Origin of the sequence: Kitasatospora sp. NPDC096204 (assembly GCF_044763205.1) — a bacterium.
Taxonomy (GTDB): domain Bacteria; phylum Actinomycetota; class Actinomycetes; order Streptomycetales; family Streptomycetaceae; genus Kitasatospora.
In genome coordinates this window covers 28,035-42,360 of record NZ_JBIWFT010000004.1, presented here as the reverse complement: position 1 = coordinate 42,360, position 14,326 = coordinate 28,035, and the positions used below count along the sequence as shown (strand labels likewise).

Genomic DNA, 14,326 nt, shown 5'->3' with positions numbered 1-14,326 from the left:
CGCTCTCACTCCTCCCGGGTGGCCGACGACCGGGCGGCCACCATCAGCTGGCCCAGCGCCAGCCCTCCGTCGTTGGGGGGCACCCGGCGGTGCCGCAGTACGGTGAAGCCGTCCTCCCTGAGCCCGCTCGCGCAGGCCGAGGAGAGCAGCGCGTTGGCGAAGACCCCGCCGCTGAGCGCCACGGTGGTGGTGCCGTGCCGTTCCCGGACGGCCGCGCAGATCCGCCGGACCAGCTCGGCCACCGCGTGGTGGAAGCGGGCGGCGACCAGCCCGGCGGGGGCTCCCGCGGTCACGTCGGCCACCACGGCGGCCAGCACCGGCGAGGGGTCGGCGGTCCAGCCGCCCGCCCGCGCCGAGAGGCCGAACGCGTAGCCGCCCGTCCGCACGAAGGCGCAGGCCGCCGCCTCCAGTTCGATCGCCGCCTGGGCCTCGTACCCGGCCCGCTGGCAGACCCCGGCGAGCGCGGACACCGCGTCGAACAGCCGCCCCATGCTGGAGGTCGGAACGCAGTTCAACCGGCGCTCCAACTGTCGCTCCAGCAGGGCGAGTTCCTCCGCCGCGCAGGCGCGGACCGGTGGCAGCCGGGGCAGCCAGGACAGCCCGGCCGCGCGCAGGTGGGCGAGCGCCGTCCGGTACGGGCGCTCGACGGCCGCGTCGCCGCCCGGCAGCGGCACGTACCCGAGGTGGGCGAGGCGGCGGAACCCGTCGTAGTCGGCCAGCAGCACCTCGCCGCCCCAGATCGCGCCGTCCTCGCCGTAGCCGGTGCCGTCGAAGGCCACGCCGAGTACCGGGTGGCCGCCGTCCAGGCCGTGTTCGGCCATCACCGCGGCGATGTGGGCGTGGTGGTGCTGCACCCGGTGCACCGGCCGGCCGGCGGCGGTCCGCTCGGCGTGCCGCAGCGAGCGGTAGCCGGGGTGCCGGTCGGCGACCAGCAGTTCTGGCCGCACGCCGCTGACCGTGCCGAGCTGCTCGACCGCCCGGTCGAAGGCCCGCAGGGTGGCCAGGTCGTCCATGTCGCCGATGTGGCCGGACAGCCAGGCGTAACCGTCCCGGGCGAGGGCGAAGGTGTTCTTGAGGTCGCCTCCGACGGCCAGCGCGGGGCGGACCGGCACCGGCAGCGGGACCGGCAGCGGCGCGTACCCGCGCGAGCGGCGCAGCGGCAGCTGCTCGCCGTCCACCACCCGCACCACCGAGTCCTCGCAGGGGACGTGGATCGGCCGGTCGTGGGTGAGCCAGCCGTCGACCAGCGGGGCGAGCCGCTCCAGTGCCTCCCGGTCCTCGGTGACGATCGGCTCGCCGGAGAGGTTGGCGCTGGTCATCACCAGCAGGTCCGGCCCGGGGGCGGCGAGCAGCAGGTGGTGCAGCGGCGTGTACGGGAGCATCACCCCGAGGTCCGGGCTGCCCGGCGCCACGCCCTCGGGGACCGGCAGGCCCGTACGGCGGAGCAGGACGATCGGCTTCACGGGCCCGGTGAGCAGTTCCCGTTCGACCGGGTCGACGGGCAGCAGGCGCTCGACGGTGGCGAGGTCGCGGGCCATCACGGCGAAGGGCTTGTCGCCGCGCCGCTTGCGCCGGCGCAGCAGGGCGACGGCCGCGGCGTCGCGCGCGTCGCAGGCGAGGTGGTAGCCGCCGATGCCCTTGACGGCGAGGATCGCGCCGTCGGCGAGCAGCCGCCGGGCTTCGGCGAGGGCCTGTTCCCCGTCGAGGTCGGGGCGGCCGGGCACGGTCAGCGCGAGCCTGGGCCCGCAGGCGTGACAGGCGACGGGCTGGGCGTGGAAGCGGCGGTTCGCGGGGTCGGTGTACTCCCGGGCGCAGTCCGGGCACATCGGGAAGCCGGCCATGGTGGTGTTGGCCCGGTCGTACGGGAGGCCGGTGACGATGGTGTGCCGGGGGCCGCAGTCGGTGCAGCTGATGAAGGGGTGCCGGTGGCGGCGGTCGGCCGGGTCGGCGAGTTCGGCGAGGCAGTCGGCGCAGACGGCGGTGTCGGGCGGGATCAGGGTGGTGCGGGGGCCGTCGGGGCGGGAGGGGACGATCCGGAAGCCGGTGGCGCCGGTGACGGCGAGCGGCGCGTGTTCCACCGAGTGCACCTGGGCGAGTGGCGGCGCGTCCCCCGCCACCCGTCGGCAGAAGGCCGCGAGGGCGTCCGGGCTGCCCTCGACCTCGACCAGGACGCCCTCGCCGGTGTTGGTGACGGTGCCGGCCAGTCCGAGTTCACCGGCCAGCGTGTGGACGAACGGCCGGAAGCCGACCCCCTGCACCAGGCCGCGGACGGCGACCCGCCGCCGCTCGCGGTCGAGCCCGGGGTGACCGGCCGTCACGCGCCCTCCCCCACGGCGAAGTGGCCCTGGTGGTGCCCGTGGTCGTGTTCGTGTTCACGCCCGTGCTCGTGCCCGTGGTCGTGCTCGTGTTCATGCCCGTGCTCGTGCCCGTGCTCGTGCGGTGCCGGCGCCGACATCACCGGCCGGTGCGGCTCGTCCCCGTCCAGCACGGCCAGCGCCCGGTCCAGCAGCGCCCCGACGCCCGCGCCCGTCCGGGCGGAGGTGTGCAGCACCGGCACCCCGGGGTTGACCCGCTGGACGTTCGCCAGGAACGCCGCCTCGTCGAACTCGGCCGCCGCGGCGAGGTCGGCCTTGGTCACCAGCACCAGGTTGGCCGGCCCGAAGGCCGTCGGGTACTTGAGCGGCTTGTCCTCGCCCTCGGTCACCGAGGCCAGGACCACCCGCAGCGTCTCGCCGAGGTCGTAGGAGGCCGGGCAGACCAGGTTGCCGACGTTCTCCACGAACAGCAGCCGGCACTCGGCGGGCAGCCAGCCGTCCAGGTGCCCGGCGAGCATCCGCGCCTCCAGGTGGCAGAGCCCGTCGGTCAGCACCTGCTTCACCGGGGCGCCCGAGCGGGCCAGCCGGCGGGCGTCGTTCTCGGTGGCGAGGTCGGCGGTGAGCGCGGCGACCGCCACCCCGCGCCGCCGGGCCAGGGTCAGCTCGGCCTCCAGCAGCGCGGTCTTCCCGCTGCCGGGGCTGGACAGCAGGTTCACCGCGACCGTGCCCCGCTCCGCCAGCGCCGCCCGCAGCCGGCGGGCGCTGTCGTCGTTGCGGGCGAGGACCGCCTGACGGAGGTCGACCGTGCGGCACATCGGCATCAGCCTTTCTGTTCGGCCCGGACGCCGGGGCTCCGTGACCACTCGACGTCGAGGATCTGCAGTTCACGGCCGGACAGCAGCTCCACGCCGCCACCGCAGCCGCAGTCGGGGCAGCCGAGGTCCGGCGGCATGCCGACCGCCCACTCGACCGCGCAGGGGGTGCAGCGGGCCCGGGCCGGGACGGACTCGGTGTCCAGCACCGCGCCCGCCACCAGCGTTCCGGCGCAGGCCAGTTCGAAGCAGAAGTCGAGGGCGTCGGGCACCACGCCGGCCAGCTCGCCCACCCGCAGGCGCACCCGCGCCACCCCGGGGGCCCCGTGCTCGCGCGCGGCCGTGTCCACCTGCTCGACGACGGCCTCGGCGATCGACATCTCGTGCATGGGTCCCCTTCCCGGAGCGGGCGGCAACGCGCCCCATTACAGGGCGCGGTGGCGGCGTCGGCCCGAAGCCGCGCCGCCACCGGGTGCGGGGCTGCACCGTTCGCAGCAATCCGCACCGCACGGGTCTCCCCCGGTCACATCCGGGAGATGTGCAGGTACCGCCTGATGTCCGGCAGGCTCTGCCAGAGCAGTGCGCCGATCCCCGCCAGCAGGGCGACGCAGAACAGTTTCCTCAGCATGGTGTCGTCTCCTTCTCCGGTTGCGCGGCCTCGTCCACGACGCGCAGGACCACTCGGACCGCCTCCTCCACGGCGGCGGCGACGGGCTCGCTCAGCCCGATGCCCTCCTCCAGCGAGGCCGGCTCGCAGCCGACCACCAGCACCCGTTCGGGCGGCTCGCCGCCGGTGCCGGCGGCGAGCGTGGCGAGCAGGGCCAGTACGGCCTCCGGCCCCATCCGGTGCCCGTCCAGGACCGGTACCTCCAGCGGCTGTTCGGCGTCCGCCTCGATCAGGTAGACGGTGCCGGGCGCTCCGCCGCGGCAGGTGGCGTCCACCAGGACGGCGGTGCGGTGGCCGTCGAGCAGCCGGTACGCCAGGTCCACGCCGCGCACGCCGACGTCGACCAGCTCGACGCCGGCCGGCAGCGGGTGGGCGGCCAGCCGCCGGACGGTCTCGACGCCGAAGCCGTCGTCGCCGAGGAAGATGTTGCCCACCCCGGCGACCAGCACCGTGGCGCCCGTCACGACTCCTCCAGCGGTGTGACCTCGTCGGGTTGGAAGTAGCGGAAGCGCCCCTGGGCGCGCCACAGGTCGGCGCCCGGGTCGTCCTCGACCGTGACGGCCAGGTGCACCGAGCCGTCGACGTCGTGCAGCACCGCCTCCACGACGCCGGTACGCCCGTCCAGGAAGAGGTCCTGGGCGTCGGTGCGCCGCCGGCCGGGCCGCAGCAGCACCCGGCTGCCGGCGCCGACCTCCCGGCCGTCGACCAGCACCCGGTCCCGTTCGGGGTCGACCTGCGGGTCGTCGCCCGGGTCCCACCACGGCTGTTCGGCCGCTCCGGCGCCGCCGGTGACCTCGCGCAGCCCGCGGATGGCCCCGTGCAGCCGCTCCAGCACCTCGGGCGGCATGGACTCGGCCAGGTCGATCACCGCGCCGGCCCGCTCGTCGGTGCCGCGGGCCTCCCGTTTCTCCTCCTCGGTCAGGGCCGCCGTCCGCAGGGCCAGGATCTCGTCGATCTCGGTGGCGTCGTACAGGGTGCCGAGGCTCTCGGGGGCGATCCGCGGGTGGTCCTCCAGGATGATCGGCGAGGACAGCACCACGCCGCGCTCGCCCTCCGGCCCGGCCAGCACCGGCCAGGTGCGCTCGTTGCGGCACCGCTCGACGGCCGGACGGGCCCACTCGGGCGGGTCGGTGACGGACAGGAAGCGGCCGCGCTCCAGCCCGAGCAGCAGGTGGGCGGAGACCAGTGAGCGCGGCAGCGCCTGGTCGCGGGTGGCCCGCCGGGGCGGCGTCCAGTCGGAGGTGTTCTCCACCTCGACGGTCAGCCGCCGCGCCAGGTAAGGGCCTGGCACGTCCTCGGCCCGCAGCCAGACCAGGCCGTCGACCTGTTCGCGCCGCCGCACCAGCCGGCCGACGACCTTGCCGTCCTCGTGCACCAGCCCGGTCTCGCCGACGCCCGGCAGCCGGAACGGCCGCTGCACCCCGTCGCCTTCCAACTCCTCGACCGGAATGAGGAGTTCGATCCGCTCCTCGACGCCCTCGTCCCACTCGACGAGGTCCCGGTCGGCCAGCTCCAGCCGCTCGACCGACTCGAAGCCGGCCGCGGTGGCCCGCTCGACGGTGCGCCGCTGGACCCGTAGGAACCGCAGCTCGACCGCCAGCAGGTCCCCGCCGCGCGCCTCCATCACGCACTCGGTGCGCTGGTGGGAGTGCTCGCCGCCCTGCACGGTGTACTCGGGCGGCACCAGGACGCCGAACTGCCAGCGCAGCCGGTTCTTGGCCGCCGAGGCGCGGTACGGGTAGAGCACGTAGCCCTCCAGCAGCACCGCGTCGGCGATCTGCCGGGCGGCCGCGAAGCCGCGCTCGATCCGCTCGGGGAAGCCGCTCACCGGACCGTCCCCTCGATCGCCGCGGCGAGCAGCTCGCGCACCGTCGCCTCCCAGGAGGGCAGGGCCCGCCGGGAGCGGTAGGCCAGCAGCTCGTCCATCACCCCGTCCGGCAGCCGCAGCCAGCCGCTGCCGGGGAAGTGCCGGTCGATCGCCTCCCGCCAGACCCCGACCGGCATCCGCACCCTGGCCTCCCGGTCCCAGGGCACCGGGCTGACCTGGAACCCGGCGGGGCCGGCGAAGGCGGTGCCGGAGAAGAGCAGCAGCAGCGGCACCTCGCCGCCGTCCAGCGCCCGGAAGTAGCGGGCCGAGGCGACGTCCTGGTCGTAGGTGCAGGGCACCGCGAGGTCGATCTCCGTCCCGCCGGTGAAGCCGGGCACCAGCAGCGGCACGGTGGCGAACTGGACCGGGTTGAGCGTGGTCGCCCAGCGCTCCCGGCCGCCGAACAGATCGGCCAGCCGCTCGCCCTCGGCGTCGCCGTACGGCCGGCGGCCCGGTTCGATCCGCAGCTGGCACTGGAGGGCGAGGGCGTGCACCCGGGTGTCGGCCGGGGCGGTGATCCGCAGCCGGAACACCAGGGTCGGCCCGGCCGCGTACGGGTCGGAGCGCACGCCGGTGCAGGCGAAGGCGAGCGCCGTCACGCCGTCACCTCCGCGGGCAGCGGGCGGGCCCGCTCGGCCAGCCGCGCGAAGAACGCGTCGAGTTCGGCGCGCGCCTCGGCGCCGCCGTCGAAGCCGTGCCAGCACCGGCGCAGCCGGCCGACCAGTTCGTAGCAGACGTCGATCGGCACCAGGAAGCACGTCACGCGCTCCTCGGTGCGGCGCAGCAGCAGCGCCTCCACGTCCGGCTCCAGGGCGTCGGCCAGCCGGCTGCCGCCGAGGGCGCGCTGCCAGGCCTGCGCGTCCAGCTCGCTCTCGGTGGCGCCGGCCGGGCCGGGGTAGAAGGCGAGGAGCTGGTCCAGCACCGTGTTGCGGAACAGGAAGGCGGTGCCCACCGGGATGCCCAGCGCCGACCAGGCCTGCTGGTCCAGCTCGCCGTCCGGGTCGGCGAGGTAGCGGTCCGGCACGGTGCGGTAGCGGCCGCCGGCCGCGCCCGGCTGCTGGAACAGCAGGCCGCAGGCGGTGCAGGCGCAGGCCAGGGCGCGTTCCTCGACGTCCACCAGGTGGCGGTGGCCGTCGGGCAGGTCCCGGCCGCAGAACGCGCACTGCTCGGGGCGCGGCGGGGCCGGTTCGCGCAGCCGGTGCAACAGGGCCGTGCCGTCGCGGGAGATCCGGCGGGTGTTCATCGCGCCTCCGCGGGCTGCGGCGGGCGGGTGCCGATCTGCAGCAGCTGGGGGGCGCGTTCCAGTTCCACGGCCGTCACCTCGGGCGCGTGGCAGGCGAGGACGGCCTCCACCTCCTGTTCGCCGCAGCCGCAGCCGGTGGCGGTGCGGCGCAGCCGCAGGACGCCGGTGGCCTGGTCGAAGCCGGCCACCTCGACCCGCTCGGGCAGGTTGGCCAGGGCCCGGTCGATCCGGGCGGGGAGGTCCTCGGGGTGCAGGTCGTGCAGGAGCAGCAGCCCGGCCACGGCCGGGTCGTCCAGCATCCGGTCCAGCGCGGGCGGGGGCAGCGCCGGGACCATCCGGGCCAGGCCCTGGCCGTAGAACTCCATGAGTTCCCTGACCAGTTGCTCGCCCGCCTGCTCGGCGCCGCTGCCGGCCAGGTCGTCCAGGGCCTGCTGGATCCGCTGCCCGGTCCGCTCGGCCGTCATGCGGTGAGCCCGCTCAGGCCGGTGGGCACGTGCATGGTCCGCACGGTGCGCCCGCCGCCGACGTACATGTGCACGCCGCAGGGCAGGCAGGGGTCGAAGCTGCGCACCGCGCGCATGATGTCGATGCCCTTGAAGGTGTCCGGGGGGTTCTCCTCGAAGATCGGGGTGTTCTGCACCGCGTCCTCGTACGGGCCGGGCGTGCCGTAGCTGTCCCGGACGCTGGCGTTCCAGGGGGTGGGCGGGTACGGGTGGTAGTTGGCGATCTTGCCGTCGCGGATCACCATGTGGTGCGAGAGCACGCCGCGCACGGCCTCGGTGAAGCCGCAGCCGATCGACTCGTCCGGCACCTCGAAGCGCTCCCAGGTCTGGCTGCGCCCGGCGCGGACCTCGTCGAGCGCCTTCTCGGCGAAGTGCAGGGCGGCGGCGGCCGCGTACGCCTGGAAGTAGGTGCGGGCGCGGTTGCGCTCGATGGCGTTGCTCCACTGCGGGATCTTCCACTCGAAGGTGACCTCGGGCTTGGTCATCGAGCGGGGCAGGTTGATCCGGACGCTGTGGCCGGTGGCCTTGACGTAGCCGATGTCGACCAGCCCGGACAGGGCGGTGGACCACAGCCGGGCGATCGGGCCGCCGCCGGTGTCGAGGGCGAGGTGGTCCTTGCCGTCGAACCAGCGCGGGGACATCACCCAGCTGTACTTGTCGTCGAAGTTCCGCTTCTGCGGGGCGGGGATGGTGTGCTGGTTCCACGGGTGCCGGGGGTCGACGGGGTTGCCCAGCGGGTCGTGGGTGACGAACAGGTCCTTGCCCTGCCAGTCCTCGTAGTAGGAGCTGCCGAGCAGGATGCGGATGCCCAGGTTGATCTGCGTCAGGTCGTTGGTGACGAGCTTGCCGTCGACCACGACGCCGGGGGTGACGAACATCCGCCGGCCCCAGTCCGTCATGTTGCGGTAGGTGAAGTCGCAGTGGTCCGGGTCGTTGAGGCTGCCCCAGCAGCCGAGCAGGACCCTCCTGCGGCCGACCTCCTCGTAGCCGGGCAGGGCCTGGTAGAAGAAGTCGAAGAGGTCGTCGTGCAGCGGCACGACCTTCTTCATGAACTCGACGTAGCGCATCAGCCGGGTCAGGTAGTCGGTGAACAGCTGCACCGTCGCGACCGTGCCGACGCCGCCCGGGTAGAGCGTGGAGGGGTGCACGTGGCGGCCCTCCATCAGGCAGAACATCTCCCGGGTGTACCGGCTGACCTGGAGCGCCTCGCGGTAGAACTCGCCCTCGATGGGGTTGAGCGAGCGCATGATGTCGGCGATGGTCTTGTACCCGTGGTCGCCGGCGTGCGGGGCCTCGGTGCGCTCGGCCTGCTCCAGGACGCCCGGGTTGGTCTCGCGGACCATCTTCTCGCAGTAGTCGACCCCGACCAGGTTCTCCTGGAAGATGTTGTGGTCGAACATGTACTCGGCGGCCTCACCGAGGTTGATGATCCACTCCCCCAGGTGCGGGGGCTTCACCCCGTACGCCATGTTCTGGGTGTAGACGGAACAGGTGGCGTGGTTGTCGCCGCAGATCCCGCAGATCCGGCTGGTGATGAAGTGGGCGTCGCGCGGGTCCTTGCCGCGCATGAAGACGCTGTAGCCGCGGAAGACCGAGGAGGTGCTGTAGCACTCCGCGACCCTCTTCTGCTTGAAGTCGATCTTCGTGTGGATGCCCAGGCTGCCCACGATCCGGGTGATCGGGTCCCAGGACATCTCGGTCAGGCCGCTGCCGTCGCCGGCCGCCCTGGTGGTCGGAGTTGCCATCGTTGCTGTCGTGTCCTTGTCTCTGGGAGCGGGGCCCTCGGCGGGCGGGATCGGTGGGGAGGGCGCGGGGCCCCGGCGGGCGGGAGAGGGTCGGCGGCGGCCGCACACCGGGTGGTGTGCGGCCCTCCGGCGGTCGTCACCAGGGCGGTCGGTAGCCCGTGGTCAGCTGGCGGCCGGTGTGGCGCCACTTCGGTTCCTTGTCCAGGGTGTTCAGCGTGATCGCGCGCAGCCGGCGGATCAGCGTGCCGTACGCACTGCTGGCGTTGGACGAGACCCGGGAGCCGGGCGGCGGGTCCATGAAGGGCATGAACTTGTCCGGGAAGCCCGGCATGGTGCAGGCGATGCAGATGCCGCCCACGTTCGGGCAGCCGCCGATGCCGTTGGTCCAGCCGCGCTTGGCGACGTTGCACTTCACGACCGGGCCCCAGCAGCCGAGGCGCACCAGGCACTCGGGGGTGCCGTAGTCGGTGGCGAACTGGCCCTGCTCGTAGTAGCCGCCGCGGTCGCAGCCCTCGTGCACGGTGGCGCCGAACAGCCAGGCGGGCCGCAGCTTGTCGTCCAGCGGGATCATCGGCGCGGAGCCGGCCAGCTGGTACAGCAGGTAGGTGAGCGTCTCGGCGAAGTTGTCGGGCTGGATCGGGCAGCCCGGCACGCAGACGATCGGCAGCCCCGCCTTGGACTTCCAGTCCCAGCCGAGGTAGTCCGGCACGCCCATGGCGCCGGTCGGGTTGCCGGCCATCGCGTGGATGCCGCCGTACGTGGCGCAGGTGCCGATCGCCACCACGGCGGTCGCCTTGGGAGCGAGCCGGTCCAGCCACTCGCTGGTGGTGATGGGCTGACCGGTGGCGGGGTCGTCGCCGAAGCCGCACCAGTAGCCCTCCTTCTTGATCTTCTCGTTGGGGATGGACCCCTCGACGACCAGCACGAACGGCTCGATCTCGCCGCGGTCGGCCTTGAAGAACCACTCGACGAAGTTGTCCGCGCCCTGGACCGGGCCGCACTCGAAGTCGATCAGCGGCCAGTGCACCGCGACCTTGGGCAGGCCGGGTAGCGCGCCGGTGACGATCTCCTCGATGCTGGGCTGCATCGCGGCGGTCAGCGAGACGGAGTCGCCGTCGCAGCTGAGGCCCGCGTTGATCCAGAGAATGTGCACCACGTCGGTGTCGGTGGTTGCAGCTGTTGCAGCTGTTGCAGCACCCATGAGGATGCCTCCTCGGGGATGGGAGCCGGAGGGAATGGCTCGAAAGCCAGTCATAGCAACGGTCCGGGCCGGGCGCCGGTCCGCGCGGCGCGAACCGGGGCCCGGGGAGGCAAGCCCGGCGGGGCCGTTCGGGTCACGCCCGCGCGGAGGGCCCCGTCGCCACCGGGCGCTTGTGGACGAACGCGGAACGCAGCGCGTGGTACGGCGATTCGGGTGTGAAGAACTGCCGGTGCATCACCGCGAGCTCCTCCTCCCGGTACGCGTCGAGCGGCTTCGTCCGCTCGTCGGCCTCGCGCGCGGCCTTCTTCGCCGCGATCCGCTGCTGGGTGGTGGGCGAGGCGGCGAGCAGCCCGGCCAGGTGGGCCGCCCGCGGCTCGAACTCCTCCGGACCGCAGGCGAGCACCCGGTCGACCAGGCCGATCCGCTCGGCGGTGGCCGCGGAGACCGGGAGGGCCTGGTGGGTCAGCCGCTCGGCCGCCGCCGCGCCGACCCGGCGCGGCAGGGTGTACGTCCAGTACTCCGACCCGTACAGCCCCATCAGCCGGTAGTGGGGGTTGAGGACGGAGCCGCCGCGGCACCACACCTCGTCCGCGGCCAGCGCCAGCATCACCCCGCCGGCCGCGGCGTTGCCCCCGACGGCGGCGACCACCAGCCGGTCGGTGGTGGTGAGCACCGCGTCGACCAGCTCGTCCATCGCGGTGATGTTGTCCCAGGATTCGACGGCCGGGTCCGCCGCGGCCTCGATCACGTTGAGGTGGATGCCGTTGGAGAAGAAGTCCCGGCCGCCGCCGAGCACCAGCACCGAGGTCGGGCGGGCGAGGGCGAAGCGGTAGGCCGCCAGCAGCCGGCGGCAGTGGCCGGTGGACATCGCGCCGCCGGGGTAGGAGAAGCGCAGGAAGCCGACCGGGCCCTCCTCGCGGTAGCGCAGGTCCGACCAAACCGGGCCGTCCTCCTCCTCCTCCTCCTCCTCCTCCGGCATCAGCGGCGCCGGCGCCTCCGGCAGGGCGGGCAGCAGGCCGCCGAGCGCCGTCACCGCGGGGAGTTTGACGCCCGCGGGGCCGCCGGGGGTGTGGCGGCGCAGTTCCGGGATCCACACCGCGCCGTCCACGGTGGCGCGGCAGAGGGCGCCGGCCCGGGTGGCGAGCAGCTCGCCCGGGCGGCCGCGCAGCTCCGTCTCCCGGTGCCCTCCGTGCAGGTACCAGGTGCCGCCGCACAGTTCGTCGAGCACCCCGGGGCGGGAGTCCGCGGCACGGAGCCTGCGCAGCACCTCCCCGGTGGGGTCGGTCGCCCAGTCGATCCGGCGCTCCTCCTGGCGCAGGACGGGCCGGGTGCGCACCGCGGCGCTCCAGCCGGGGCCGGACTGCGGCTGCGGCGCGTACGTGCCGGAGGCGAAGCGCTCCACGGCGAGCAGCGCGGCCGCCACCGCCGCGTCGGCGACCTCGTTGCGGTAGAGGTCGCTCTTGCCGTACTCGGGCAGCAGGCAGGGCGCCCAGGCCCAGACCGGGCCGGCGTCCATCTCCGCCTCGGCCTGGAGCACCGTCACGCCCCATGCGGCGCGGCCCTCCTGGATCGCCCGGTCGAGGGAGGAGGGGCCGCGGTCGCCGGGCGGTCCGGGGTGGACGACGAGGCAGGTGAGCCGTGACCAGAGCTTCCGGGGGATCGCCGTGCGGAGCATCGGGGCGAGCACCAGGTCGGGTTTCAGCCGGCCCGCCGTTTCGAGCAACTCCTCGTCGTCACCGGCCAGTTGAACGTCCACGGTGTGGCGCCGGTCACGCAGTTCGGCATGCAGCCGCTGGCCGAGGCTGTTGAACGCGCTGACGAGGAGAAGAATCCGCATGTCCGCCTCCGAGGGGGTGGGGCTCCGGGGAACCCGGCGATCATCACCTCCGCCTCCACGACCCCCCGCCCGGTCCGGCATGTCGCGCCGCGCGTTCACCCGAGCGGCCGGAGCCGGACGGCAGGGCCGGGCGGGTAGCATGTAAGTCATGTCTCTGATAAGTGACCCTTACGAGCTTCGTCCCGGCGTGCCCACCGTCGAGGTCTTCCGCCGCCTGCGCACCGACGCCGGGCTCTCCGACAAGGCGCCCGAGGCGGTCGCGCTCGCCCTCCCCAACACCTGGTACGGCGTGGTCCTCCACCACGAGGGCGAGCCCGTCGGCATGGGGCGGATCATCGGCGACGGCGGCACCGCGTTCCAGATCACCGACATCTGCGTCCACCCCGCGCACCAGGGCCACGGCCTCGGCAAGCGCATCATGGCGGCACTCACCGAGGAGCTGGAGCGCCGGGCCCCCGCCACCGCGTACGTCTCGCTGATCGCGGACGGCCCCGCCCGCTTCCTCTACGAGAAGTTCGGCTTCGCGGACACCGCCACCCACGACTCGATCGGCATGTACCGCCTGATGGAAGGCCGCTGACGGCCCCACCCGTTGCCGGACGTGCCCCGCGGGCTCAGACCACCGGCGCGAGCGCCCGCGCGGGCCGGGTCCGCTCGTAGGCGTGGCCGACCCGCAGCAGGGTGCGCTCGCCGAACGGCCGCCCGAGCAGCTGCAGGCCGATCGGCAGGCCCGCCCCGTCGTGGCCGGCCGGGACGGACAGGGCGGGCACGCCGGTGACGTTGGCCGGGGCGGAGAGCCGGACGTAGGCCTCCGGGACGCTCTCGGTGGTGCCGTCCGGCCAGCTGACGCTCTCCTGGCCGGCCCGCACCGCCGTCGTCGGCACCGTCGGGGCGGCGATCACCTCGACCTGTGCCAGCACCCGCGCCCAGGCCTCCCGGATCATCGTCCGGGCGCGCTGGGCACGCAGGTAGTCGCCCGCGCCGATCAGTTCGCCGGCCTCCAGCAGCACCCGGACGTCGGCCTGGTACAGCTCGGGGACGGTGCGCAGGGTGCGCGCGTGGTAGGCGGCGGCCTCGGGCGCCGTCAGGCCCCACAGGGCGGGCACGAGGTAACGCGCCATCGGGATCTCCACGGCGACGGGTCTGGCACCGAGGGCCTCCAGGTGGGCGACGGCGCGGTGGACGGCGGCCGCGACCTCCTCGTCGACGTGGTCGAGGTAGTAGCCGTCCGGCACGCCGACCCGCACGCCCGTCAGGTCCGGCTCCCGCTCGGGCCGGTAGTCGACGGCGGGGGCGGTCACCGAGGCGGGGTCGCGCGGGTCGTACCCGGCGATGGCGGCCAGGACCAGGGCCGCGTCCTCGACGGTCCGGGTGATCGGCCCGACATGGTCGAGCGACCAGGACAGCGAGGTGACGCCGTACCGGGGCACCAGCCCGTAGGTGGGTTTGAGGCCGACCACCCCGTTCAGCGCGGCGGGCACCCGGATCGACCCGCCGGTGTCGGTGCCCAGGGCGAAGGTCGCCGCCCCGGCGGCCCGCAGCCGGGCGGCGACCGTACTGTCCTCGGCCGCGCGGTGGCCGTCGCGGACCCGGGAGCTCGCGGTGGTGGGCGTGCCGGCGACGTCGATCAGGTCCTTCAGCCCGACCGGGACACCGTGCAGCGGCCCCCGGTACCGGCCCCCGGCGATCTCCCGCTCGGCCTCGCGGGCCGCGTCGCGGGCCTGCTCGGCGGTGACGGCGACGTACGCGCCGAGGTGCGGCTCCACCCGGTCGATGCGGCCGAGGACGGAGTCGACCAGTTCCACGGGGGACAGCCGCCGTTCCCGGATCTCCGCCGCCGCGGCGGCGAGGCTCAGCTCATACGGCCGCATCGGGCCGCTCCCCTGCCGCGCGGAAGACGGCGTCGGGCGGGGTGTCCCCGTAGTCCAGCTCCCGCAGGACGGCGACGACGGACTGGAGGCGCCGGGCGGTGGCCGCCACCGCGGCGTGGCGCTCGGCCGGCAGGTCGAGTCCGGCCCGGGCGGCCCACCGGGCGGCCTCGGACGGGGTGAGTTCGGCGGAATCCACGGGTGTGCTCCTGACTGAGGCCGGTGCGGCGGGGTGACTCGGACGTCGGACGGAGGATCCCCGTCGGCG

Annotated in this window: 15 protein-coding genes; 1 reads left to right on the top strand and 14 read right to left on the bottom strand. The window is 74.4% G+C overall.

The window, feature by feature from the left end:
* Positions 1–5 precede the first annotated feature (5 nt).
* The 12 genes from hypF to ACIQ87_RS05600 all read right to left on the bottom strand — a co-directional run bounded on the left by hypF (position 6) and on the right by ACIQ87_RS05600 (position 12,190).
* A complete protein-coding gene (gene hypF / locus ACIQ87_RS05655; protein ID WP_402401993.1) occupies positions 6–2,318 on the bottom strand; it encodes a carbamoyltransferase HypF in 2,313 nt (770 codons plus the stop codon).
* Complete coding sequence (hypB, locus tag ACIQ87_RS05650; protein WP_402401990.1) at positions 2,315–3,130, bottom strand: hydrogenase nickel incorporation protein HypB; 816 nt, start codon at positions 3,128–3,130, stop codon at positions 2,315–2,317. The genes hypF and hypB overlap by 4 nt, the downstream gene beginning before the upstream one ends.
* 5 nt (positions 3,131–3,135) lie before the next feature.
* Entirely contained in the window at positions 3,136–3,516 is a 381-nt protein-coding gene (gene hypA / locus ACIQ87_RS05645; RefSeq protein ID WP_402401987.1) for a hydrogenase maturation nickel metallochaperone HypA, read from the bottom strand.
* A 134-nt stretch (positions 3,517–3,650) separates the two neighbouring features.
* The gene (locus ACIQ87_RS05640; RefSeq protein WP_402401984.1) at positions 3,651–3,755 is read right to left on the bottom strand and encodes a DUF6893 family small protein; all 105 of its coding nucleotides are present in this window, start codon (positions 3,753–3,755) and stop codon (positions 3,651–3,653) included.
* A complete protein-coding gene (locus ACIQ87_RS05635; protein ID WP_402401982.1) occupies positions 3,749–4,258 on the bottom strand; it encodes a hydrogenase maturation protease in 510 nt (169 codons plus the stop codon). The genes ACIQ87_RS05640 and ACIQ87_RS05635 overlap by 7 nt, the downstream gene beginning before the upstream one ends.
* On the bottom strand, positions 4,255–5,622 hold the full coding sequence (locus tag ACIQ87_RS05630) for a hypothetical protein (protein WP_402401979.1): 1,368 nt from the start codon (positions 5,620–5,622) through the stop codon (positions 4,255–4,257). The genes ACIQ87_RS05635 and ACIQ87_RS05630 overlap by 4 nt, the downstream gene beginning before the upstream one ends.
* The gene (locus ACIQ87_RS05625) at positions 5,619–6,260 is read right to left on the bottom strand and encodes a DUF6084 family protein (protein ID WP_402401976.1); all 642 of its coding nucleotides are present in this window, start codon (positions 6,258–6,260) and stop codon (positions 5,619–5,621) included. The genes ACIQ87_RS05630 and ACIQ87_RS05625 overlap by 4 nt, the downstream gene beginning before the upstream one ends.
* Positions 6,257–6,904: a DUF5947 family protein gene (locus tag ACIQ87_RS05620; RefSeq protein WP_402401973.1), complete on the bottom strand. Its 648-nt coding sequence runs from the start codon at positions 6,902–6,904 to the stop codon at positions 6,257–6,259. The genes ACIQ87_RS05625 and ACIQ87_RS05620 overlap by 4 nt, the downstream gene beginning before the upstream one ends.
* A complete protein-coding gene (locus tag ACIQ87_RS05615) occupies positions 6,901–7,368 on the bottom strand; it encodes a thioredoxin (RefSeq protein ID WP_392877516.1) in 468 nt (155 codons plus the stop codon). The genes ACIQ87_RS05620 and ACIQ87_RS05615 overlap by 4 nt, the downstream gene beginning before the upstream one ends.
* A complete protein-coding gene (locus tag ACIQ87_RS05610) occupies positions 7,365–9,152 on the bottom strand; it encodes a nickel-dependent hydrogenase large subunit (protein WP_402401969.1) in 1,788 nt (595 codons plus the stop codon). Before ACIQ87_RS05610 ends, ACIQ87_RS05615 begins: the two co-directional genes overlap by 4 nt.
* Before the next feature lie 136 nt (positions 9,153–9,288).
* Positions 9,289–10,353: a hydrogenase expression protein HypE gene (locus tag ACIQ87_RS05605; protein ID WP_402401966.1), complete on the bottom strand. Its 1,065-nt coding sequence runs from the start codon at positions 10,351–10,353 to the stop codon at positions 9,289–9,291.
* Positions 10,354–10,486: 133 nt separating this feature from the next.
* Complete coding sequence (locus tag ACIQ87_RS05600) at positions 10,487–12,190, bottom strand: enoyl-CoA hydratase-related protein (protein ID WP_402401963.1); 1,704 nt, start codon at positions 12,188–12,190, stop codon at positions 10,487–10,489.
* A 148-nt stretch (positions 12,191–12,338) separates the two neighbouring features.
* On the opposite strand from ACIQ87_RS05600, the gene ACIQ87_RS05595 reads away from it, so the two are divergent.
* Positions 12,339–12,770 (top strand): GNAT family N-acetyltransferase, encoded by a 432-nt coding sequence (locus ACIQ87_RS05595; protein ID WP_402401960.1) that lies wholly within the window; start codon positions 12,339–12,341, stop codon positions 12,768–12,770.
* Positions 12,771–12,804: 34 nt separating this feature from the next.
* Here ACIQ87_RS05595 and ACIQ87_RS05590 read toward each other — a convergent pair whose 3' ends face one another.
* Positions 12,805–14,061 carry an amidase gene (locus tag ACIQ87_RS05590; RefSeq protein WP_402401957.1) on the bottom strand — a complete coding sequence of 419 codons (1,257 nt, stop codon included), beginning with the start codon at positions 14,059–14,061 and terminating at the stop codon, positions 12,805–12,807.
* Positions 14,048–14,257, bottom strand: a complete 210-nt coding sequence (locus ACIQ87_RS05585; protein WP_402401955.1) for a hypothetical protein — start codon at positions 14,255–14,257, stop codon at positions 14,048–14,050. The genes ACIQ87_RS05590 and ACIQ87_RS05585 overlap by 14 nt, the downstream gene beginning before the upstream one ends.
* Between the last annotated feature and the right edge of the window lie 69 nt (positions 14,258–14,326).